Annotated in this window: 18 protein-coding genes and 1 pseudogene; 10 read left to right on the top strand and 9 right to left on the bottom strand. The window is 64.2% G+C overall.

Going from position 1 to position 22,779, the window contains the following annotated elements; all coding sequences use genetic code 11:
- The first annotated feature begins 2 nt into the window (after positions 1 to 2).
- Together AC0MAZ_RS16880 and AC0MAZ_RS16875 are read left to right on the top strand one after the other, a co-directional pair.
- On the top strand, positions 3 to 833 hold the full coding sequence (locus AC0MAZ_RS16880; RefSeq protein ID WP_203646402.1) for an undecaprenyl-diphosphate phosphatase: 831 nt from the start codon (positions 3 to 5) through the stop codon (positions 831 to 833).
- 10 nt (positions 834 to 843) lie between these two features.
- Complete coding sequence (locus tag AC0MAZ_RS16875) at positions 844 to 1,251, top strand: DUF1294 domain-containing protein (protein ID WP_475861453.1); 408 nt, start codon at positions 844 to 846, stop codon at positions 1,249 to 1,251.
- Between the two features lie 878 nt (positions 1,252 to 2,129).
- On the opposite strand, the gene AC0MAZ_RS16870 is transcribed toward AC0MAZ_RS16875, so the two are convergent.
- On the bottom strand, positions 2,130 to 2,774 hold the full coding sequence (locus AC0MAZ_RS16870) for a helix-turn-helix transcriptional regulator (protein ID WP_475858654.1): 645 nt from the start codon (positions 2,772 to 2,774) through the stop codon (positions 2,130 to 2,132).
- 229 nt (positions 2,775 to 3,003) lie between these two features.
- Between AC0MAZ_RS16870 and hisN the strand changes: the two genes are divergently transcribed.
- From hisN to AC0MAZ_RS16855, 3 genes are all read left to right on the top strand, one after another.
- Positions 3,004 to 3,795, top strand: coding sequence for a histidinol-phosphatase (gene hisN, locus AC0MAZ_RS16865; protein ID WP_475858652.1), 792 nt, complete (start codon positions 3,004 to 3,006; stop codon positions 3,793 to 3,795).
- A 111-nt stretch (positions 3,796 to 3,906) separates the two neighbouring features.
- Positions 3,907 to 4,641, top strand: coding sequence for a hypothetical protein (locus AC0MAZ_RS16860; protein ID WP_203646410.1), 735 nt, complete (start codon positions 3,907 to 3,909; stop codon positions 4,639 to 4,641).
- A gap of 237 nt (positions 4,642 to 4,878) precedes the next feature.
- Entirely contained in the window at positions 4,879 to 5,835 is a 957-nt protein-coding gene (locus AC0MAZ_RS16855) for an AraC family transcriptional regulator (RefSeq protein WP_203646413.1), read from the top strand.
- A gap of 49 nt (positions 5,836 to 5,884) precedes the next feature.
- On the opposite strand, the gene AC0MAZ_RS16850 is transcribed toward AC0MAZ_RS16855, so the two are convergent.
- Complete coding sequence (locus AC0MAZ_RS16850; protein WP_203646415.1) at positions 5,885 to 6,583, bottom strand: pirin family protein; 699 nt, start codon at positions 6,581 to 6,583, stop codon at positions 5,885 to 5,887.
- Positions 6,584 to 6,770: 187 nt separating this feature from the next.
- Here AC0MAZ_RS16850 and AC0MAZ_RS16845 point away from each other — a divergent pair, with 187 nt between their 5' ends.
- Positions 6,771 to 9,275: a UvrD-helicase domain-containing protein gene (locus AC0MAZ_RS16845; RefSeq protein WP_475858649.1), complete on the top strand. Its 2,505-nt coding sequence runs from the start codon at positions 6,771 to 6,773 to the stop codon at positions 9,273 to 9,275.
- 2 nt (positions 9,276 to 9,277) lie between these two features.
- Here the strand turns inward: AC0MAZ_RS16845 and AC0MAZ_RS16840 are convergent, their stop codons facing one another.
- Positions 9,278 to 14,278, bottom strand: a complete 5,001-nt coding sequence (locus AC0MAZ_RS16840) for an NEL-type E3 ubiquitin ligase domain-containing protein (protein WP_475858647.1) — start codon at positions 14,276 to 14,278, stop codon at positions 9,278 to 9,280.
- 222 nt (positions 14,279 to 14,500) lie between these two features.
- Between AC0MAZ_RS16840 and AC0MAZ_RS16835 the strand changes: the two genes are divergently transcribed.
- The gene (locus tag AC0MAZ_RS16835; protein WP_203646423.1) at positions 14,501 to 14,923 is read left to right on the top strand and encodes a VOC family protein; all 423 of its coding nucleotides are present in this window, start codon (positions 14,501 to 14,503) and stop codon (positions 14,921 to 14,923) included.
- Positions 14,924 to 15,250: 327 nt separating this feature from the next.
- On the opposite strand, the gene AC0MAZ_RS16830 is transcribed toward AC0MAZ_RS16835, so the two are convergent.
- Both AC0MAZ_RS16830 and AC0MAZ_RS16825 read right to left on the bottom strand, forming a co-directional pair.
- Positions 15,251 to 15,628, bottom strand: a complete 378-nt coding sequence (locus tag AC0MAZ_RS16830) for an MmcQ/YjbR family DNA-binding protein (protein ID WP_232857676.1) — start codon at positions 15,626 to 15,628, stop codon at positions 15,251 to 15,253.
- Positions 15,621 to 16,523: a LysR substrate-binding domain-containing protein gene (locus AC0MAZ_RS16825; RefSeq protein WP_198743936.1), complete on the bottom strand. Its 903-nt coding sequence runs from the start codon at positions 16,521 to 16,523 to the stop codon at positions 15,621 to 15,623. Before AC0MAZ_RS16825 ends, AC0MAZ_RS16830 begins: the two co-directional genes overlap by 8 nt.
- 133 nt (positions 16,524 to 16,656) lie before the next feature.
- Here AC0MAZ_RS16825 and AC0MAZ_RS16820 point away from each other — a divergent pair, with 133 nt between their 5' ends.
- Entirely contained in the window at positions 16,657 to 17,268 is a 612-nt protein-coding gene (locus AC0MAZ_RS16820) for an FMN-dependent NADH-azoreductase (RefSeq protein ID WP_062363121.1), read from the top strand.
- Positions 17,269 to 17,416: 148 nt separating this feature from the next.
- On the top strand, positions 17,417 to 18,466 hold the full coding sequence (locus tag AC0MAZ_RS16815; RefSeq protein WP_475858644.1) for an alpha/beta hydrolase family protein: 1,050 nt from the start codon (positions 17,417 to 17,419) through the stop codon (positions 18,464 to 18,466).
- On the opposite strand, the gene AC0MAZ_RS16810 is transcribed toward AC0MAZ_RS16815, so the two are convergent.
- The 3 genes and pseudogenes from AC0MAZ_RS16810 to AC0MAZ_RS16800 form a co-directional block, all read right to left on the bottom strand.
- Positions 18,425 to 19,591, bottom strand: a complete 1,167-nt coding sequence (locus AC0MAZ_RS16810) for an MFS transporter (protein ID WP_203646628.1) — start codon at positions 19,589 to 19,591, stop codon at positions 18,425 to 18,427. The genes AC0MAZ_RS16815 and AC0MAZ_RS16810 overlap by 42 nt on opposite strands.
- 238 nt (positions 19,592 to 19,829) lie before the next feature.
- Positions 19,830 to 21,416, bottom strand: coding sequence for an ABC-F family ATPase (locus AC0MAZ_RS16805; protein ID WP_232857669.1), 1,587 nt, complete (start codon positions 21,414 to 21,416; stop codon positions 19,830 to 19,832).
- A 32-nt stretch (positions 21,417 to 21,448) separates the two neighbouring features.
- A pseudogene (locus tag AC0MAZ_RS16800) lies at positions 21,449 to 21,829 on the bottom strand (site-specific integrase).
- A 128-nt stretch (positions 21,830 to 21,957) separates the two neighbouring features.
- Here AC0MAZ_RS16800 and AC0MAZ_RS16795 point away from each other — a divergent pair.
- A complete protein-coding gene (locus AC0MAZ_RS16795; RefSeq protein WP_475858641.1) occupies positions 21,958 to 22,197 on the top strand; it encodes a YceK/YidQ family lipoprotein in 240 nt (79 codons plus the stop codon).
- A gap of 132 nt (positions 22,198 to 22,329) precedes the next feature.
- On the opposite strand, the gene AC0MAZ_RS16790 is transcribed toward AC0MAZ_RS16795, so the two are convergent.
- On the bottom strand, positions 22,330 to 22,653 hold the full coding sequence (locus AC0MAZ_RS16790; RefSeq protein WP_203646622.1) for a DUF2388 domain-containing protein: 324 nt from the start codon (positions 22,651 to 22,653) through the stop codon (positions 22,330 to 22,332).
- Between the last annotated feature and the right edge of the window lie 126 nt (positions 22,654 to 22,779).

The raw sequence follows: 22,779 nt of genomic DNA, 5'->3' as shown, positions 1-22,779 counted from the left end.
AGATGGATTTTTGGAGTGCCTTGCAGGCAATCATCTTGGGCGTGGTCGAGGGGCTGACGGAGTTCTTGCCCATTTCGAGCACCGGGCACCAGATCATCGTCGCCGACCTGATCAACTTCGGCGGCGAACGCGCCATGGCGTTCAACATCATCATCCAGCTGGGCGCGATCCTGGCGGTGGTGTGGGAGTTTCGACGCAAGATCTTCGACGTGGTGCTGGGCCTGCCCACACAGGTGCCGGCACGGCGTTTTACCGCCAACCTGCTGATCGCCTTCTTCCCGGCGGTGGTCCTTGGCGTGCTGTTCGCCGACCTGATCCACGAGTATCTGTTCAACCCCATTACCGTGGCCGCCGCACTGGTGGTGGGCGGGGTGATCATGCTGTGGGCCGAGCGTCGCCAGCATCGGGTGGAAGTCGATCATGTCGACGACATGCGCTGGAGCCATGCGCTGAAGATCGGTTTCGTCCAGTGCCTGGCGATGATTCCGGGCACCTCGCGCTCCGGTTCGACCATCATCGGCGGCCTGCTGTTCGGCCTGTCGCGCAAGGCGGCCACCGAGTTCTCGTTCTTCCTGGCCATGCCGACCATGGTCGGCGCGGCGGTGTATTCGGGGTACAAGTACCGTGAGTTGTTCCAGCCGGGCGACCTGCCGGTGTTCGCCCTCGGTTTCGTGGTGTCGTTCATCTTCGCGATGATCGCCGTGCGTGGGTTGCTCAAGTTCATTGCCAACCACAGCTACGCGGTGTTTGCCTGGTACCGGATTGCCTTTGGCCTGCTGATCCTGGCGACCTGGGAGTTCGGTTGGGTCGACTGGTCGACGGCGCACGGTTGACATGGCCCGTATGCAGCGTGCGCCTCGGGGCGAGGAGGGCGTGCGCCATGCACGCCTGAAATGGCTGGTACTGATGGTGCTTTGCCTGTTGCCGGTGGTGGGTGGCCTGCGAATGGGGTTGAGTGATGGGACCTGGCTGCCACTGGCGATGTATCCGCTGGTGAGCCTGGTCAGCTTGATGTTGTACTGGCAGGACAAGCAGCAGGCGCGGAACCAGGCTTGGCGCACGCCGGAGAAGGTGTTGCATGCCAGCGAGCTGCTGGGGGGATGGCCGGGGGCGTTGCTGGCGCAGCAGGTGTTTCGGCACAAGACGCGGAAGGTTGCCTATCAGGTGGTGTTCTGGGGGATTGTTTTTGTGCATCAGGTGTTTTGGGTTGATTATCTGTTCTTGGCGGGGCGTTGGGGGTTCGTGATCTGAGGGTTGTTGTTGTTGTTGTTGTTGTTGTTGTTGTTGTTGTTGTTGTTGTTGTTGTTGTTTGATGGTTTTTAAAGTTGTATGCGCATTCATTTATGATGTCGACGCTTATTCACCTTTCCGCCCTTACGGCGGGTTACTTTGGTCTTGGCCAAAGTAACCAAAGCCGCCTCGCTCCATTCATCCGGCCCTCCGCTTCGCTCCGGGTTCCCTCACTCCGGCCTTGCTCCCGGGAGGACCGCGCTGCAGGGCCCATCCTGGGCCCCAGCGCTTGACGGGCATCCATGCCCGTCACCTCCCTCCGCAAGACCTCCGTTCGGCCTCCTGAAGTCGCGAAGTTACGGGCGGCGCCTGGACTGGCGCAGCTGTCGCTAGTTTGAATTTAACTAATCTCTCGATCGCATCGCGGGGCAAGCCCGCTCCCACGCAATAGTCGCCGTTATATAAAACCCTGTAGGAGCGGGCTTGCCCCGCGAAAGGGCCGGAACAGTCAATACATAACTAATGGTCAAACAACTAACTTCGCATTTCTTGCTCTTGCTCTTGCTCTTGCTCTTGCTTCTAAGCGCGCGATAGTTCAGGCAACACCAATTGCGACTTCAGGAGGCCGAGCGGAGTTCTTGCGGAGGGAGGTGACGGCCATGGATGGCCGTCAAGCGCTGCGCCCCAGGATGGGGCGTTCAGCGCGGTCCTCCCGGGAGCAAGAACGGAGCGAGGGAACCCCGGAGCGAAGCGCAGGGGCCGGATGAACGGAGCGGGGCGGCTTTGGTTACTTTGGCCAAGACCAAAGTAACCCGCCGTAAGGGCGGAAAGGTGACTAAATGTCGATATCTTCTACGAATGCACATAAAAAACTCAAAACAAGCACCAAAGAACCCAACTCACCCCTCAGCATACATCCACCTCATCAACGAATGCCGCCCACTGATCCCCAACTTGATCGCCGCCCTGCGCAAGTAGCTCTCCACCGTATTGACCTTGAGCCGCAAATGCTCGGCCTGCTGCGGCGCCGTACGCCCGGCCAACAATCCTTCGCACACCTGCATCTCCCGCTCCGACAAGCTGATCCCCGTTTGGCGCAGCCGTTCGAGAAACCGCTGTCCAAGGCTGTCGACATCCACCGGTTCAGGCGCAACTGGCTGCAAGGCATTGATGTGCTTCTCCAGCATCGGCATCAGCAACGGCGAAATGTCTTCAAGCCGGCTGCGCTCGGTCGCCGAAAAGCCAACCCGCGGGTCAGCCCGCAACACCGTGATCTCGTAGCGGTAACCATCCTTGCGTCGCGCCAGGTGCAGGCGGGCAGGGTCGTCGAAGTCTTCGCCCGAATCACCGGCACTGAACACCGTCTCGCTGATCAGCGTCGCGTCCGGGCGGGTGGCGCAAACCGGGTCGCGCAACTGGCGAATGTGTGTGGCATCAATAGTCAGGTGGGTCTGGATCAGGTCGTGCAGATGCCGCGGAAAATGGCGACTGCCGGTACTGGCTATGACTTTGCCGATCTGCGGGAAGAGCAGGTGCGAATTCATCGTGTCATCCATGATAGGCGTTGGAACAAAGGGCCCGCGCACGCCAGTGACCAGCGTCCTTGACTGCCGGCGGGGCCGTTGGAGCTGCTTGCTATCCTAGTACAACGATTGAGTGACGGTTAAATGAAGCAGGAATAATGGCATAACAATATCATCGATCCCGCCGGGCATCCGCCTTATCGTGCAGTCGGGTATGATGCCGATCCTTTCCCATCACGAGGCCCGCCCCATGTCCCTGAGCGCTGACCAGATCGTCGAATTCCGCCATTTCGCCGAACAGCTGGCCGAGGCCGCCGCCACCGCGATCCAGCCGTACTTTCGCGCCAGCCTGGATGTCGAGGACAAGGGCGGACGCCTGTACGACCCGGTGACGGTCGCCGACAAGGCCGCTGAAGAGGCCATGCGCCAGCTGATCCAGGTTCATTATCCAACGCATGGCATCCTCGGCGAGGAGCAGGGCGCCGCACAGGGTAGCAGCCCGTTGACCTGGGTGCTCGACCCAATCGACGGTACCCGAGCCTTCATCACCGGCCTGCCGCTGTGGGGCACCCTGATCGCTCTCAACGATGGCGAGTGCCCGGTGGTCGGCGTGATGAACCAGCCGTTCACCGGCGAGCGCTTCATCGGCACCCCGCAAGGCGCATGGCGCGGCGAAACGAAGCTCAAGACCCGCGCCTGCGTCGACCTGGCCTCGGCCACGCTGATGTGCACCACCCCTGACATGTTCGACACCCCGGCACGCAAGGCGGCCTTCGAGGCGGTCGCCGGCAAGGCGCGGCTGATGCGCTACGGCGGCGACTGCTACGCCTACTGCATGCTGGCTTCGGGGTTCGTCGATGTGATCGTCGAGGCGAGCCTGCAGCCGTACGACGTGCAGGCGCTGATGCCGATCATCGAAGGGGCGGGCGGTGTCATCACCGCCTGGGATGGCAGCTCGGCCCAGGACGGTGGCTGCGTGGTGGCCTGCGGCGATCCGGCGCTGCACGCGCAGGTGGTGGAGATGCTGCGTCACGCCATGTAATGCTGTGCGCCCGCAATCGGCCTCGCCATCGCACTTTTTCGCATTTGTGCGTTCTATGCATGGCCAGGCCCCGCCGATCCCCGGCTGGGCCGACGACTTCCACCGGTGCCGATGGCCGTACGACGACATGCTCAGTTTCCCCGCCGCCTGCTGCTGGCCGGTACCCTGGTGTGCCTGGCCGCCTGCACCCAGCAACAGGGGCGCGACATGCTCACCCAGTTCGGCAACGGCAAGCCGGACGAGCTGTTCCAGACCAGTGTCGACCGCATGGCGACCCTGGCCATGCGCGACAACCTGCAAAGCCTCTACTTGCTGATGAACAAGCTGTACCTGCGTAACCCCAGCCAGTGGAAACAGTCCGGGTACCTCGACGCCACCACGGCGGCGCGGCAGATCCGCATCGCCATCGAGCAGCGCCAACCCTTGCCGCAACTGGGCGAGCGCCGTGACCTGGCTGCCCTGAGCTACGCCCTGAGCCCTGAATTTCGCGGTGATCGGGTCGGCGCGTTCATCTACGCCATTGGCAGCATGCTGGTTACCGCCCATGGCGGGCGCACCGAGTTCTACATGACCGACACCCTTGACCCGTTGTTCATCAACAACGCCGCCCGCAACATCGAGAAGGCCACCTGGATGCTCAGCCAGCGCCAGGATGCCAACGGCGTGCTGCTGCTGTTCTCCAACGAGATCTCCGAGCAGGGCAGCAACCTGAGCTTCGCCGTGGAGTTCGGCAAGGTCGTCGCCCGCCTGGACCTGCTGGCGCAGATGCTCGATGAGCGCTACCGACGGATCGGCCTGAACTATGCGCAGAGCCTGCTGCTGATGAATTTCCTGCCGGTGCAATGATCCATGTCCGCTGATCGCACAAGCTGACCGGGTCACTGTCCGCTGTCCGCCCGGCGTTTGTCGCCTGCGCATTGCCCAGACCCCGGGTTTTTGCTTAGTGTGGGCTTTGCCAGCCGACCGTCACCTGCCCCGACACACTCCGCGTGGCTGAATAGAATGACCGTGAACGACCACCTGCGCACCCCTCGGTAGCCGCAGGCGGCGCCCATAACAATAACGATGGCGAGTGCCTTGTCCATGGAAAGCCGCCTGCTGAGCGAGCAAAGCTGCGTGTTCCACCACGCCGACCCTTATGCCGTGTCCGACTATGTGAACCGGCATGTGGGCCAGCACCATATCGGCCTGTCCCGCACCACCCACCCCCAGGCCAGCCTCAGCCACCGCAAGTTCGCCGAGCTGGACCTGTGCCGCATCAGCTACGGCGGCAGCGTTCGCGTTACCTCGCCGGCACTGGAAACCATCTACCACCTGCAGGTGCTGCTCAACGGCAATTGCCTGTGGCGCGGGCACCAGCGCGAGCACCACCTGGTGCCGGGCGAGCTGCTGCTGATCAACCCGGACGACCCGGTGGACCTGACCTATTCCGAGGATTGCGAGAAGTTCATCCTCAAGCTGCCGGTGCACCTGCTCGACAGTATCTGCGCCGAACAACGCTGGCAGCGCCCCAGTGGCGGTGTGCGCTTCCTGCGCAACCACTACCGGCTGGAGGAACTGGGCGGTTTCCTCAATCTCTTGGGCATGATCTGCAACGAAGCCGAAGTGAGCGGCTCACTGCCGCGGGTGCAGGGGCACTACAGCCAGATCGTCGCCAGCAAGTTGCTGACGCTGATGACCACCAATGTGCGCATGGAGACGCTGGGCGGGGCGGGCATGGGTCTGGAGCGGATTCTGGACTATGTGGAGCGCAACCTGAAACTGGAGGTGAGCGCCGAAGCGCTGGCCGAGCAGGCGAACATGAGCGTGCGCTCGCTGTATGCGCTGTTCGATCGCCACCTGAGCACCACGCCCCGGCAGTACATCCGCCAACGCAAGCTGGAGCGCGTGCAGGCCTGCCTGAGCGATCCCAGCTGCGCGGTGCGCAGCGTCACCGAACTGGCGCTGGACTACGGCTTCCTGCACCTGGGGCGGTTTTCCGAGAGCTATCGCCAGCGTTTCGGTGAGTTGCCGTCGGAAACGCTCAAGCGGCGAGGCTAGCCAAAGCGCGGGACAAACCCAAGTGGGCTTGCCCCGTGTTCGAGGTGGATCAGGCCACATCCACCAGCACGATCTCGCTGTCCTGCAGCGCGGTCACCTTCAGCACCGTCTCCTGCTCGATCGCCACGCCGTCGCGCGCCTTGGCCTGCAGCCCGTTCACTTCGACCAGCCCCTTGGCCGGTACCAGGTAAGCACGGCGCCCTTCATCGAGACGGTACTCGGCGCTTTCCCCGGCGCGCAGGGTAGCGGCCACCAGACGTGCATCGGTGCGGATGCGCAGGCTCTGCTCATCGCCCTCGCGACCGCTGGCCAGGGTCACGAAACCCTCGCCACGCTCGCCTTTGGGGAACGGCCGGGTACCCCAGGACGGCGCATCGCCGACCTTCTCGGGGATGATCCAGATCTGGAAGATCCGCGTGTCGACCTTCTCCAGGTTGTACTCGCTGTGGACGATGCCGCTGCCGGCACTCATCACCTGCACGTCGCCGGCCTCGGTACGGCCCTTGTTGCCCAGGCTGTCCTGGTGGGTGATGGCACCTTCGCGAACGTAGGTGATGATCTCCATGTCACGGTGCGGGTGAGGCGGGAAGCCTGCGCCGGCGGCGATCAGGTCGTCGTTCCAGACCCGCAGGTTGCCCCAGTGCACACGCGCCGGGTCATGGTACTCGGCGAACGAGAAGTGATGGTGGGCGTCCAGCCAGCCGTGGTTGGCGTGGCCAAGGCTCTCGAAGGGTCGCAGTTGCAGCATGGTAATGCTCCTCTGATTCGGTGGAATGGGGCCATGATGCGGCTTTAATAGATCGATAAAAAGCGTAAATATCGGCTTTATATGATCTGATAATTCGATAATATTTGGTGTGAATCAGCATGCGTTTCATCGCCTAATGCCCTGATCCATAAGCATTCGCTGGCACTTTTGCGTGGATGAGGCGAACATGCCCGTTGTTTCGACTTTCAATGGAGTGACCGTGCCTCACGAGCATCCCCAGGCCCCGGCCGACCTGACCCCGCCCGCCCAGTTGCCCTGGCTGCGCCGCCTGGCGGCCCGCCTGCTAGGGCGTGGCCTGTCGCGCCTGCAGGCGCAGCACCGTGACTCCTGGTTCCTGGGCCACGCCACGGGGCAGCGCAACGGCCATTCTGACGGCCTGCGCGAAGGCTATGAGCGGGGCCGGGTGGATGGCTATGAGGCCGGGCGCCAGGTCCTGGTAATCCGCGATACACGCCCCGAGCATGTCGCCGTGCCGGGCCAGGACGACAACCTGTTTGACGACTGGCGCCTGCCGCTGACCACCGAGCTGAAGAAGCGCTTCAAGGCCGATGTCGCCCAGCGCCTGCCTGCCGAGGCGCAACCGAGCGCGGCGCAGTGGAAGCTGATCTTCAGCGACACGCCGTCCACTTGCGTGGTGGCCGGTGCCGGGGCGGGCAAGTCGACCTCGCTGGTGCTGCGCATCCTGTTGCTGCGCCACTACCTGGGCTTCGAACTCGATGCCCTGACCGTGGTGACCTTCACCCGCGAGTCGCGCAAGGACTTCATCCAGCGCCTGCTGCAGGTGTTCGCCCTGTGGCAGGTTGAGCTGTCACCGGCCCAGGGGCGCGAGCTGGTGCGCACCTTCCACTCGCGCATCCTGCCACTGGTGCGCAGCCTGCCGGGTTTCGCCCAGGTACGGGCGTTCGAGACCCTGGGCAGCGAGATGCCCGTTGGCAGCGAGGCCAGCGCCGACAGCAATCCGTTCGACCTGCGCCTGAACGACGCCCAGCGCCAGCAACTCAACCTGTGCTACCGCGACCTGATGGGCCAGAGCCCGCGTTTTGCCCAGTTGATCGGGGCGCTGCGCCAGGAAGCCCTGCTGCTCAAACCGCTGGATCCGGATCACCCGGACGTGCAGAAACGCGCCCAGGTGACCCAGTTGGCGGCCCAGCGCGACGAGGAGTTGTGCGATGTGATCGAGGACCTGTGGTTCGCCGCCGGCGCCTGGCCGATCAAGGGCATCGAGCCGTGCCGGGACACGGTGCAGATCCGTGGCAGCCGCTTCCATGTGCACGGTCGCCTGGAAGGGCTGGATGCCTGGGTGGTACTGGGCTTCGACCCAGCCGAGAGCGGCCAGTACCAGCGCCCTGGCGCCAAGCTGGCGGTGCGTGCGGAATGGGCGGTTAAACGCACCCTGTTTCAAGCTTTCTGTGATAAGCCATTGATATGGCTTGATAACTACTCATCGGCAAAGCGCTTGGCGGCATCCTTGGCGGGTGATGCCGTGGCGGGTCCTGGCTTCGAGTACAAGGTCAAGGGCGAGCTGGCCCCGGCGCCGCTGCTCGACGCCTTCGTCACCGCGGCAAGCTTTATCGAGAACCTGGGCCTGGACGTCAATGCCGCAGTGGCGGCCATGAGTTTCCCGTCCGGCGACACCGATGCGGTCTTCTTCGAAGCCCTGGCCTTGTACTGGAAGGCGCTGGAGGCTCATCTGCTGGCCCAGTCGCCGCCGGTTATGACCTACAACCGCATGTTCGCCCTGTTCGGCGAGAACAACCCGGAGAACCTCGGGCTGTTGCCCGACCCGCTGCTGCGCCCCCTGGCGCACCTGATGATCGACGAGTTCCAGGATGTCTCGCCGCAGATCGTCAGCTGGCTGCGTGCGAGCCTGACCGAGATTCGCCGCCGTGGGCCGACCCTGCATGCCGGACGGGTGGCGCAGCATTCGTCGCTGATGTGCGTGGGCGATGACTGGCAGTCGATCTACGGCTGGCGCGGCAGCTCGCCGAAGTACTTCATGGAGTTCACCAAGGCGTTTCTGTCCCCCGCCAACACGCGGGTGATGCTGGTGGAAAACTACCGCAGTCAGCAGCACATCATCGATGCCGCCGAGCACCTGGTCAAAGGCGCGCCGGCCATCACCGGGAAGAAGGCCAGGGCCGCGGGGCCTGCGGCCGAGCTAGCGCTGACGCCGGTTCGGGTCTTCGACCGCGACGAGGCGGCACTGGCCGAAACCGTGATCGAACACTATCAGCGTGGCGAAACGGTCATGATGTTGTTTCGAAAAACAAGCGATAAGTTATTGATTGAAAAGCATTTATCGGCAGTTATTAAGGCTGATTCTAGCTTGCCGCCTGGCCAGCGCCGCCTGCGCCAGCTGACCTATCACAGTGCCAAGGGCCTGCAGGCCGATGCGGTGTTCATGCTGGGCGATTGCCAGTACCTGACCAGCTCGCCGTACAAGAACCAGGTCTACCGCCTGGCCGGCCTGGGCAAGCCAGGTGATGCCCAGGCGTTCGACACGGCGCAGAAGGAAGAGGTGCAGCGCCTGGCCTATGTGGCGGTCACCCGGGCGGTCCGCCATTGCTATTGGCATGTGGAGAAGGCCAGCGGCGAGGCTGCCGGGCAGCCGCGCGCATCAAGCCAGGTGCAGGGCCGGCAGGTCTTCTTCGAGGACCTGCGCGGCCAGTAGCTTCAGTCGTTGGGATCGCGGCGGGTGGTCAGGCGCAGGTAGAGGCCGTCTTCGTCCTCCTCCAGGCCCAGGGCCATGCGTTTCATGCCCGCGATGTAAGGCTCGTTGGTGATGGCCTGGCGCAGGGGCTGGCCATCTTCGCCAAGGGGGCTGCGGCCCAGTGCCTGGGTCAGGGCCTCGATTACCGGGGGTTCCAGCGTGTCGTCCAGTTCATTGCCTTCCAGGTAATCCAAGCCGACGTCCCAGCGGCGCCTGAGCGCATCGAAGCGGTTACTGTACTCCCGGCGCAGTAGACGGCGCCAGGTTGGGTGACGGGAGATCCATTGGCGACGCAAGTCTGCGCTGGCGTCTTGTATCTCGACCTCGTCATGTACCGCGTCTTCGGTCCACGTAGAGACCTCGGCGGTTTGCCGGTAAAGCATCTCCTGCTGCGGTTCGGGGAAATCGAGACGCCTAGACAAGCGGGTGCGCAGGGCCAGGCGGATCTCGATCAGATCCAGACCTTCGCCCAGGCCGTTGTGCAACACGTCGTCCGACAGCGTATCGAAGCGATGCAGGTCCGGCAGCGCAGGCCTGGCGCCACGCTCGCCCAGCGGCCGGGCTTGCCAGGCGTCCAAGACTCGCAGTGCATCGCGCCGCGCCAGTCGCGCGTTATAGAGGTCCTGTGCCAGGGCGTTCACCTGATCACGCCGGAACAGGCGCCGGAAGAATTGGAACAGAGGTGGTGTGGCAATCTCCATGCCTGCGGTTTCATCGTAGGCCATGACTTCGATTTGAAGCGTACCGAACCCATCGGCACCGGCATCACCGCAACTGACCGGGAATGCGGCGGCCACCTCGTTCAGCCGCCTGCGCAGGCGGCTACTGGCAGCTGCCCGGTCAAGCAGCGTCCAGACCTGGCGGGCAAAGACCTCGGGTTGACGCAGCGCACTGGCCGACATGCCGACCTGTTCGACCACATCACGCAGGCAGGCATTGCGGTCGCCTTCAAATAGTGCGTTCCAGGTGGCTTGCTGGGCATTGCTGGCGTTGTTCAGCCAGGTTGTTCGCTGCGCTGAAGCTGGAAGAGGTTCCGCGACTGCTTCTTCCTCGACGGAGGCGCCGATTACTCTGAGACTTTCTCGGGTCCGTTCATCCAATGGGTTGTAATTGAAGCGCCAGCGATAATTGGCGCGCCTTGCCAGCAGATGGTCGAAATAGGCAGAGTTCAGGAGGGTGTCGAAATCGGGAACCTGCCCGATGCGATTCATGCTCAGGTCCACTTCGCGCAGCATGCAGGGGGTGCGTTGCATCAAGGTGCTGAGCCCGGTGGGCCACTGCTGAAGTTGGCCGCTGTCCAGGCGCAGGGTGGCCAGATTTTCCAGGCCGCTCAGGTCTGGACTGAGGCCCAGCGGATTCAGGGTCAGGTGCAAGTGCCGCAATTCGCGCATTGAACGGAACGCGCCCGCCATGTCCGCATCCAGCGCAATGCGGTTGGCCCGCAAGTCCAGGTTCTCCAGGCGCAGGCCTGTGATCATCTGCAGGTCCGCCAGGGTGAGGGTCAGACGGTTGCGGGGCAGTTCCAGGCTGCGCAGATTGTTCAGGGTCGGCAATACTTCGTGGGCGGTGACCGGCAGCTCACCCAGGCGCGCACTGCTCAAGCGCAGTTCTCGAAGTTGCGGGGCATTGCGCAGCGCTCGCAGGACCGATGTGGCGCTGAGTTGCGGGCTGCTGCGTACATCGACTCGGCGCAATGACGGGAAGGCCTGTAAAAAATCGGCAGGCATCTCGATCACATTGAGGTTCTCCAGCGTCAGCGTGGTGATGTGATCGAAACGTGTCGATAGCGGCGGCAGTGCATCGAGGGCGACATTGGACAGGCTGAGCATCTCGCCGTCCAGGCGTTGCCAGGCCCGGATCAGCCGGTCGGTGGTGGTGGTGTAAAACGCGCCGACTTCCTCGCCCCAGTCGTTGGCGCCTGCGCTGGCCCAGGCGCCAAGTTGCTCGCGCAGCACTGCCAGTTGAGTGCGCATCACCTGTATCTGCTCGGTCGCGCTACCTCTGGCGCGCAGGGTGCCCAGCAATTGTCGGATCTCGCGCCCCGTGAGCCCGGGGTACAAGGCGTGCAACTCGCGCTCGGCACGGGAGGCGAACATCCCAGGGCTGAGCGGGTAGCCATACCGGCCATCGCTCAGCCGCAGTGGCGAGCGAAAGCCGGTGGGCATGGGTTGCTGGCCAATCAGCCGGGCGGCGGCGGATCGGTCGGCGAGTGCCGCGTGATAGCGCTGTTGCGCGGACCATTGCGGGTGACGGGCCAGCAGGTTGTCGCTGATGAGCTGGCTATCGGTGTTGGCCAAACTGTTGCGGTACAGGCCCAGAATTGCACGGTCCAGTCGCACGCGGGCTTGCAGCAGCCGTGCTTCCTCGGCGATACGCAGCGGCACCCGGCCTGCAAGCAGGCTGTCCCGTTCGGCACTGTTGGCCTGGCCGGCCAGTTCGTCGAGTGCCCGCCAGGGCAGGCTGGGAAACTGCCGAGCGATGGCCAGGGTCGCGGGGGAAGCTGCCTTGGGCTGGTTGCTGTACAGACTGTCGAACAGCGATGCCCGCCTTGCACTCAGCCGGTCGGCCATCAGCGTCTGCAAGGCCTGTTGATGTTGATCGCCTGGGGTCCCTTCAGGCAACAGTGCCGCCACCGTTTCTTCGTCCAGGTTTTCCAGGACGATCCTGGCCAGGTATCCATTCTCAAGGTCGCTGCGGGTCACCTGTATCACCTGGTCGCCGAGCCGGTTGCGGCCATAGCGGGTGGCGCTGCCCATGGGCTCGGCACCGTCGAACACCTCCAGCGCCACATCCTCGGGCCAGCCGGGCAGTTCGCCGAGTACGCTGATGGCGAATTGTTTGTAGGCGGCCAGCGGACGGCCCTGGCGGGTTCGGGCGATGATGGTGTCGGCGGTGCTGTCGGCGTTCAACCGTCGCAGGGCGTCCTCGATCAATGGCGCAGGGCGTCTGCCGTCGGCGTGGGCCTGTTCCAGCACGCCACGCTCCAGGCCGCTGCTGTCGAGTGCGGCCAGCAGGTCCTCATCGGTCAACCCCTTGCAGAGTGGGCCCAGGCGACGCATCAGCTTGACCCGAGGCCACGCCTGAGGCCGCTCGTGCTCCACGCGCCAAGCGCCGTTGCCATTGCCGTGCAAGCGTGGCTGGTAGGCCTGTGGATCGTCCGGGTGGAGGATTCGCCAGTCTCCCCCGGCATCTTTGCGGACCTCGTGGAGGGCATCGTCCAGTTCCAGGAAATGCCGATCGTCATACTGCAGGATGCCTTCATCGTCCGGCTGCAGGTCCACCGGCAGTTCGACCGGGCTGCGATAGGGCGCGAGCTGAGGCTGCCACAGCCGTTCCTGGTCATCGAGCCGGAGGCTTTCCATCCAGTCGACGAAGCCCGAGGCCTTGGCCAGCCTGGCGACACCGGCGATGGCGACCACACTGCCAAGGTTGACGAGCAACGACTCGACCTGGCTCACGGCCTGGGCGTTGTCACCTTCGGACCAGGCCTCGAAACCGTGGAAGATGCTGCTCATCACCTGGCCGGCGCCTACGGCCAGCATGGCGACGTCCAGGCCCGGAACGAACATGGCCGCCACCCCCAGCAGGGTCAGGCCGCGTTCGCCCCACAGCATCAGGCGTTCCTCCCGGGCCTTGGTGTCGATATCCGCCGTCGGTACCGCTACCCTGCGAGCGTCGTCCAGCAGCCGCTGCACATGGTCGTTGAACAGCTTGGGCCACACCGGGAAGGCAATGGGCGTTTCATGTACCGCCAGCGCGGGGAAGCGGACGGGACGCGGTGCTGACTGATCATCTGATTCGCTGGCAATCTCCCTTCCTTGCCAGGGATGCGTGGCGGGCTCGGTCTCGGCAAAGGCCGGGGAAGGTGTCTCGAGAGGGGGCACTTCGGCCAGTGGGCCTTCGAACAACCTGGCCTTGAGTTTTCTTGCCAGCTCCGGGCGATCCTTCAGGGCGACATGTTCCAGAAAACGTTCGCGATAGTCGGGCTCCAGCAAGCGGCGACGCAGGTACCTGCCGAAGGCCAGCAGGTTGATGAATTCCTGTACAGGCCGATCGTCGTCGAAGGGCAGGTAGGCGATATAGACGGGATCGGACTGTCCGTCTGCCGCCAACAGCCACAGGTCGTGCAGTTGCGTGCCCAGCATGCTCAAGGTCCGCACAGAGGCTGTTGCCGCTCCGTAACCTGGCGCCTGGTCGCTGGTGCAGAGCTGGAGCAAAGCCTGGAGACCAACATCGGTCAGGTGCCCACGCATATGGGCGATCAGCGCCTGCGCGGTGAGTTCGTCGCGCCGCGCCTGGCTCCACAGCGGTTGCAGCACGTTTTTTCGCCTACCGCCATAGAAGCTTCGCAGGTGCTGCTGATAGCGCTTGCCCAGGTCGAGCGCACGGCAGTGGCCGACAAAAGCGCTGGTACTCAGACCTGGGACCGGGGTGGTGTCGTCGACGCTGAGCTGCAAGGTGCTGAAGGGGCCGACTTCGGCCATGCCTTCGAAGTTGTGCAGGGCGGCTTCGAGCAGGCTGGTGAGGGTGGCGGCGCCGGACGGTTGTTCGCTCGGGATCGCTGGGCGAGGCCTGTCATGGGAGGCATCTGGATCGGGGAGCTCACCCTCCAGACCCTGGGTGAATGGTTGACGGCTGAACTGCGCTTGCGTGAGGGAAACCTGAACGCCCAACCGCGCCTTCAGCAAAGGTTCGCAGAACTCGGTAATGCCCTGCAGGCCCTGCAAGGCCTTGGCCAGTGTCTTGCTGCTGGCCGCACGCTGCTTGATGGCTTCGCGCAATTCGGCTTGTCGGACAGGGGACGCCAGGACGAACCAGTCCGCGAGCTGCCCGTCCGGTTGGACGTGCTCCCGGTGGGCGCGGCGCAACAACCTTTGAGCGTGGGCTGGCTGCAGCTGTCTGGTCCAGCCTGGCAGGCTGCGCAGGATCTGTTGCCGGTGGTAGGGCGGGTCGATGCTATGCATGGTCGCATTCCAATGAAGGGGAGCGGCCATTCAAGTGCAGGTGGCAAGGTCTCGGGCGGTACATAATTGAGCCGCCGCCAGGGTGATGGCTGACACGCCCCAGACCGTTTGGCCCACAGCACCTGCGGCGGACTCACCTTCGGCCATTGACGGCGACGGCCTAGGGTCAGTCGGCGGGGACGCTGCTATGGTCTAGACAAAGCCTGAACGTGGAGCACTGCCATGCCAGCTTTCACCATCCTGCATATCGACCACCTGGTCCTGCGCGTCGGCGATCTGCAGCGCAGCCTGGCCTTCTACCATGAACTGCTTGGCTGCCCGGTGCGCAAACGCCGGGATTCGCTGGGCATGATCCACCTGGGGGCCGGCGACGGCCTGATCGACCTGGTGGCGATCGACGGCCCGCTGGGGCGCCAGGGCGGCGCGCAGCCCGGCCCGACCGGGCACAATGTCGATCATTTCTGCCTGCGCATCGAGCCGTTCGACGAACCGTCGCTGAGCGCACTGCTGCGCGATGCCGGGGTACGGGTCGAGGCCGCGCAGAAACGCTACGGGGCTGAAGGCGAGGGTGTCTCGCTGTATTGCTATGACCCTGATGGCAATCGGGTCGAACTCAAGGGGCCGCCGTTGGGTAGGGAGTTTTAGAGGCAGGCCGTCAAGGTTGTTGGGCGTTGACCGAGTGAGGCTACCAGGTGTCCGCCGCAACCCTTGCAGCGCCTATCAGATCGAGCGCCGCCCGCGCGGCGCATCGCGGCACAAGGCCGCTCCTACATTTGTTGCAACGTGCCAAACCTGTCAGGCCATGGTTGCCTGCCTTGGTGCAGGTTAGGCGGCAGTAGTGCCCACAAGGCGGCCCAGGTAATGGCACAGGTTTGACTGGCCCGAAACAGATGTAGGAGCGGCCTTGTGCCGCGATGCGCCGCGCGGGCGGCGCTCGATTTGACAGGCGCTGCAACTACAACGCCGATCACCCTAAGGAACCTCGTCCGCCCCAAGCAACAACCCAACCTGCTGACCCTTGGGCAACCGCCCCACCACCAATTGGTGCGACCGGCGCAGCAGGTCGCTCAGCTCGTCGCGGCCCATGGGGTAGGGCGGCAGCATGCTGATCCATTTCGCCCGCGCCAGGTAAGGCGCCGGGCGAATGCCGGGGCGGTCGCAGTAGCCGAGGAACAGCTCGTCGGCCACCTTGAACGACAAGCCGGCGCCGCCCAGGTCCTGCACGGCGAACATCTTGTTGCCGGCCACCGAGAACACCCGGATGCCGCCCCATTTATAGTCTTCCCGCGCCCCGGGCAGGGCCAGGCACAGCGCCGCCACCTGATCCTCGGACATCCTTTTCTCAGACATAACGCTCTCCACAGGCCTCGAACGAGACCGCCAGGTGATCGATCCACGCGCGTACCGCCGGCAGCAGGCCGCGGCGGTGCGGGTAGACCGCCTGCAGGTAGCCGCCGGGCAGCGACCAGTCTGGCAGCAGGCGCACCAGTTCGCCACGGGCCAGTTCCTCCTCGCAGAACATCGACGGCAGGGCGGTGAAGCCCAGCCCGGCGCGTACCGCGGCGTTGCGCACGACGAAGTCGTCGATGGCCAGCCGCGGCTCCAGGGCAACGTCCTCCTGGCGCCCGTGCGGCCCATGCAAACGGAAGTGCACCAGGCGGTCGGCCTCGGCCGCGCCTAGCACTGGCAGGCTGGCCAGCTCGGCGGGTTCGCGGATATGGTCGGCGAAGCCAGGCGCTGCCACCAGCTGCATCTGCGCCTGGCGCAGGCGGCGGGTGACCAGCGCCGGGTCCTCGTCACCCAGGTCGCGTACCCGCAGGGCCACGTCAATGCCCTCGGAGATCAGGTCGACCCGGCGGTTGAGCAGCACCATGTCCAGCTGCACCAGGGGGTACTGGGCAAGAAAGCGGCTGACCACATCCGGCAGGAAGGCGTGGGCCAGGGCCACCGGGCAGGACACCCGCAGGCGGCCGCGGGGCTCGCTGGACATGCTGGCCACCACCTCGTCGGCCATTTCCGCCTCCAGCAGCATGGCCTGGCAATGGTTCAGGTAGCGTTCGCCCACGGCGGTGAGCTTGAGCTGGCGGGTGGTGCGCTGCAGCAGGCGGGTGCCCAGGCGCTCCTCCAGCTCGGCGATGCGCCGCGACAGGCGTGACTTGGGGATGCCCAGCTGGCGCCCGGCGGCGGCGAAACCACCGGCTTCGACCACCCGGGCGAAGTAGAAGAGGTCGTTGAGGTCTTGCATTTGGCTGTCTCATTGTTCCATCAGTGGAACAAACTAACGCGTTTTTACCGACTTATCAGCTATTCGATGTGCCTATAGGATTGCTCCCATCGTGATCGCCCACCGCCGCGGTCTTCATTCACAGGAGAGTCCCATGAAACTGTTGCATATCGATTCGAGCATCCTGGGCGACAATTCCGCCTCCCGTCAGCTGAGCCGCGAAGTGGTCGAGGCCTGGAAAGCTGCTGACCCGAGCCTCGAAGTGGTTTACCGTGACCTGGCCGCCGACGCTATCAGCCACTTCTCCGCCGCCACCCTGGTAGCCGCCGGCACCCCGGAAGAGATGCGCGACGCTGCCCAGGCCCACGAGGCCAAGTTGAGCGCCGAGACCCTGGAAGAATTCCTCGCCGCCGACGCCGTGGTGATCGGCGCGCCGATGTACAACTTCACCGTGCCGACCCAGCTCAAGGCCTGGATCGACCGCGTGGCGGTGGCCGGCAAGACCTTCCGCTACACCGAGGCCGGCCCTGAAGGCCTGTGCGGCGACAAGAAGGTGATCCTGGTGTCCACCGCTGGCGGCCTGCATCAGGGCCAGCCTACCGGCGTCGGCCATGAAGACTTCCTCAAGGTGTTCCTCGGCTTCATCGGCATCACCGACCTGGAAATCGTCCGCGCCCATGGCCTGGCCTACGGCCCGGAACACCGTGCCAAGGCTATCGACGCCGCCCAGGCGCAGATCGCAGGTGAGCTGTTCGCCGCCGCCTGATCGCCATTACGTACCCAAAGCCGACTGCCGCCCAGCGCGCCAGTCGGCTTTTTTCATCCAGTTTTCATGTGTCGCCGGCGCGCCGGGTTCTATGCTGGCATCCATACCTGAGCACCGCGCAGTGCCTTGCGACGAGGAGCGCCCTGCGATGAAGCGAACCCGCATGCTGATGGCGCTGTTGCTGCTGGGCGGCCTGCTGGCCCGCGCCGACGCGGCGCCGTGGGCAGCCGGCTTGCACCGCCTGACCTTCAGCGACCCGGTGGACGCCCGGCCCATGCAGGCGTTGGTGTTCTACCCCTCCAGTGGCGAGGCGCATCCGGTGCGCATCGAGGGCTACCAGACCCGTGTCGCCGAAGAGGCGCCGGTAGCCATGGGCCAGTTCCCGCTGCTGGTGATCTCCCACGGCAATACCGGCAGCCCGATGGCCTTGCACGACCTGGCCAATGGCCTGGCCCGCCAGGGTTTCGTGGTAGTGGCGGTGGTTCATCCCGGCGATAACAACCGCGACCACAGTCGTTTGGGTACCCTCAGCAACCTCTATGGCCGCCCCCTGCAGATCAGCGCCGCGATCACCGCAGCGAGAAACGACAAGCTGCTCGCGCCGTACCTGAACGATGGCAAGGTCGGGGTGATCGGCTATTCCGCTGGCGGCGAGACCGCGCTGATCCTGTCCGGCGCACGTCCCGACCTCGAACGCCTGCGCCGCTACTGCGAGCAACGCCCTGGTGATGCTGATGCCTGCAAGACCCATGGCGTGCTGATCGCCGACCACAGCGAGCTGGCGCCTCGCGCCGATCCCCGGGTGGGCGCGGTGATGCTGATGGCGCCGTTGAGCCTGATGTTCGGCCGCCACGCCCTGGCCGGCGTGCAGGTGCCGGCGCTGATCTACAGCGGTGACAACGACCAGCTCCTGGCCCTGGAGCACAATGCCGATGCCCTGGCGCGCAAGCTGCCGGTCACGCCTGACTACCGCCTGCTGACCGGCGCCGGCCACTTCGTGTTCATGGCCCCCTGCGACGACGAGCAGCACCAGCGCATGCCGGTGCTGTGCAAGGACGCCGAGGGCGTCGACCGTCGGCATATCCATCGCTCGCTGCGCAGCGAGACCAGCGCTTTCTTCAGCCAGGCACTGGGCGCGCCGGAGCCCGCCGAGCGTTCAGCCGCGGCGGGCCAGCAGCAGGGTCAGGCCCACCCCTGACAGGGCGAGCAGGGCGGCGACGCAGAAGATCGAGGCATACCCCAGGTGCACCGCCACCGCGCCCATTACCGGGCCGGCGATGGCCAGCGCCAGGTCGAAGAACACCGCGTAGGCGCCCAGCCCGGCGCCACGGCTGCTGCTGGGCACCTGGCGGATCGCCTCGACGCCCAGGGCCGGGTACACCAGCGACAGGCCGAAGCCGGTCAGCCCGGCACCGACCATCGCCCACAACGGCGACGGCGCCAGCCATAGCAAGGTCAGCCCGAGCACCTCGGTGGCCATGCAGACGATGGCCACGTTGTAGCCGCCGAAGCGGTTGACCGCATTGACGAACAGCAGCCGCGACAGGATGAAGCACAGGCCGAAGGCGCTCAGGCACCAGGCGGCGCCGACCCAGCCTCGCTCGAGGTAGTACAGGGTGACGAAGGTGGTCAGGGTGCCGTAGCCGATCGACGCCAGGGTCAGTCCCACGCCGCAGGGCGCGACGCGGCCGAACGCCGACCAGAACGGCAACCGTTCGCCGCGCACCACCACCACGTCCGGCCGGGTGCGCAGCACCAACAGGGCCAGCAGCGCCAAGCCCAGCAGTGCCGGACCGAGCACGGCGAAGCTCAGGCCACCCACCAGCAGCACGCCGGCGGGCGCGCCGATGGCGATGGCGCCATAGGAGGCGATGCCGTTCCAGGAAATGACCTGGGCAGTATGTTCCGGCCCAACCTGGCCGATCCCCCAGCTCAGCGTCGCGACGCCGATCAACCCCTGGGCGATGCCCAGCAACAGCCGGCCGCCCAGCAGCAGTGCCAGGCTCAGCCAGGGCAGGGTCAAGGTCCAGGCCGACAGCAGGGTCAGCACGCCACAGCCGGCGATGCCGTACAGGCCGTAGCGGATCGCGCGCTTGCCGCCGAGGGTGTCCGCCACCCGTCCGGCGAAGGGCCGGCTGAGCAGGGTGGCCAGGTACTGCAGGCCGATGGTCAGGCCGGCGATCACCGCGCCGAAGCCCAGCTGGTCGTGCACATGGCCAGGCAGCACCGCGATCGGCAGGCCGATGCAGAGGAAGGCGATGAAGGTATAGAAGACGATCGAGAGGATCTGCAGGGTGACGCTGGAGGCGTGTGGCGCGGTCATGGGGCTCGTTCGCGGGCGGGCGGTGGGGCTGTGCCCATCATGGCCGCTGCGCGACGGAAAAGAAAGCAGGCTAACTAATTGGCCGCCCTGGCCAAGGATTTCACTGAGGCATTCGCGGGTAAATCCGCTCCCGCAGGGCTGCGCTGTGCTGGGCCGCAGCGCGATACCTGTGGGAGCGGGTTTACCCGCGAAAGGGCCAACCCGGTCGCCGCAAGACCACCAGGCAAGCTTGGTTACATCAGACCACTACACCCTGGCTGCGCAGGTAGTCGTCGTAGGTGCCGCTGAAGTCCACCACGCCATCGGCCGTCAGCTCGATGATGCGGGTGGCCAGCGACGACACGAACTCACGGTCGTGGCTGACGAACAGCAGGGTGCCCGGATAGTTCTCCAGCGCCAGGTTCAGCGCCTCGATCGATTCCATGTCCAGGTGGTTGGTCGGTTCGTCCATCACCAGCACGTTGGGTTTTTGCAGGATCAGCTTGCCGAACAGCATGCGGCCCTGCTCACCACCGGAGATCACCTTCACCGACTTGAGGATCTCATCGTTGGAGAACAGCATGCGCCCCAGGGTGCCGCGAATCACCTGCTCGCCGCTGGTCCACTGGCCCATCCAGTCGAACAGGGTCACGTCGTCTTCGAAGTCGTGGGCGTGATCCTGGGCGTAATAGCCCACCTCGGCGCTGTCGGTCCACTTCACTTCGCCCTTGTCCGGGGTCATCTCACCGACCAGGGTGCGCAGCAGGGTGGTCTTGCCGATACCGTTGGGGCCGATGATGGCCACGCGCTCGCCGGCTTCGATGGTGAAGCTGAAGTCCTTGAACAGCACCTTGTCGTCGAAGGCCTTGGCCATCTTGTCGACGATCACTGCCTGGCGGTGCAGTTTCTTGGTCTGCTCGAAGCGGATGAACGGGCTGACCCGGCTCGATGGCTTGACCTCGGCCAGCTGGATCTTGTCGATCTGCTTGGCGCGCGAGGTGGCCTGCTTGGCTTTCGAGGCGTTGGCCGAGAAGCGGCTGACGAAGGTCTGCAGTTCGGCGATCTGGGCTTTCTTCTTGGCGTTGTCCGACAGCAGCTGCTCGCGGGACTGGGTCGCGGCGGTCATGTACTCGTCGTAGTTGCCCGGGAACAGACGCAGCTCGCCGTAGTCCAGGTCGGCCATGTGGGTGCAGACGCTGTTGAGGAAGTGACGGTCGTGGGAAATGATGATCATGGTGCTGTTACGCGCCGTGAGGATCGTTTCCAGCCAGCGGATGGTGTTGATGTCCAGGTGGTTGGTCGGTTCGTCGAGCAGCAGCACGTCCGGATCGGAGAACAGCGCCTGGGCCAGCAGCACGCGCAGCTTCCAGCCCGGGGCTACTTCGCTCATCGGTCCGAAGTGCTGTTCCAGCGGGATACCCAGGCCCAGCAGCAACTCGCCGGCGCGGGACTCGGCGGTGTAGCCGTCCATCTCGGCGAATTCGGTTTCCAGCTCGGCGACGGCCATGCCGTCTTCCTCGCTCATCTCAGGCAGCGAATAGATGCGGTCGCGCTCGGCCTTGACCTTCCACAGCTGCTCGTGGCCCATGATCACCGTGTCGATCACGGCGAACTCTTCGTAGGCGAACTGATCCTGGCGCAGCTTGCCCAGGCGGGTGTTGGGCTCGAGCATCACCTGGCCACCGGACGGCTCCAGGTCGCCGCCGAGGATCTTCATGAAGGTCGACTTGCCGCAACCGTTGGCGCCGATCAGGCCGTAGCGGTTGCCGTTGTTGAATTTGACCGAGACGTTTTCGAACAGGGGCTTGGAGCCGAACTGCATGGTGATGTTGGCGGTAGAAATCAAGTGCTTGTCCTGCGGGGGTTCCAGAGGTGTATTTAGGCCCTCTCGTCAGTTTTGGGCCAGTTCTTGGCCAATTCGACTCGGGGCGGCAGCTTCTCCAGCTCCCTCCAGTCCGAGGAGGAGCTGATCCATTTCGCGTAGGTAGAGAGCAACATCTCGACGCTATGGCCGAGCAGGTTCGCGATGAACGCTTCGGTTCATCCCAGCTCTCAGGCACATGGTTGCGTAGGTGTGGCGGGTGTCGTACTGCCGGCGTTCACGGATGTCCAACGCCTTGGGCGCTGATTTGAAAGGCGGATTGTAACACTTGGTTCGTTGATCCACAGCCCACCTTTGCTCGGTTGGAGCACAAATGGGCAATCTGCACATGCCGCCGCCGGAGCGGTATGCGTTGATCCCACCAAACCCGCGTACACTCATTCGCTCCGTTGGTTGCCGTCGGGCGCGAATGGCCGTGAATTCGGACGGCGTCGGGGGAAAGGGGTGACTAACGCTACGCAATAGCGTCTATGCGGGTCGGTGCAAGGAATAATAAGGACGTTACGTGGTTCGGAAGGTGACTTTACTGGTGCTGATGGCCAGCTTGAGCGGGTGCATGGCAACCGCGATGCGGATGGACTATGACAAGCACCGTTGCCCCTACATCGGACTCAGGTTCGATTGGTGGCTGGTAGGCACATCCAAGGGAAAGCTGATCCCGTTCTTACTCATGGACGCGCCGTTTTCCCTGGTGGTCGACACAGTTTTCTTTCCCTTCGAATATGAATACACCTGCAATTTTTAACGTATCTGACTCGTCCGCCCAGGGGGGATCTGGCCGGCACCGGGGTCATCGCAAGGGCTGATGCTTCACTCGCCAAAAGAGAACGTGTATCCAAGACAGGACACCCGGTAGATGACGAGAGGAGAAGAGGCCTCAGAGCGACGTTGCGATTGCCAACGCCAACTGCTTGTCAGACATATACGGCTGGCGATACGCCGCGTGGTAGTAACGAACCGCTTGCTCAAATTGAGCGCCGCGGATCTCGCCATCTGAGCCGATGAACGCCAGCGCGTCGGCCTTTGCCGACTTCATGTTCGAAGGGCCATAGACCGTTAGTGCAGTGGTGCCGCCGACAATAAGCGTGGGAACAATCGTCGTGATGAACATCGCTCTTTCGATGGGATCATTGTTTTCGTGTGCCACGGATGGAGCGCTGGCCAACGCCAGCAACATACCTAGTGTTTTCAGGGGATCCATTCCTAATTGCTTCCTGCCGCCTGGTGACGATGTCTGAATAGCTGATCCAGTGCCGATAAAAAAACTAGCGCCGTGTCCCTTCAAGACCGGAGATATTATGCAAAAGGATGAGTTTATGAGGAAGGC

Source organism: Pseudomonas sp. A (assembly GCF_056270345.1).
This window is presented reverse-complemented; position numbering and strand designations above follow the sequence as displayed.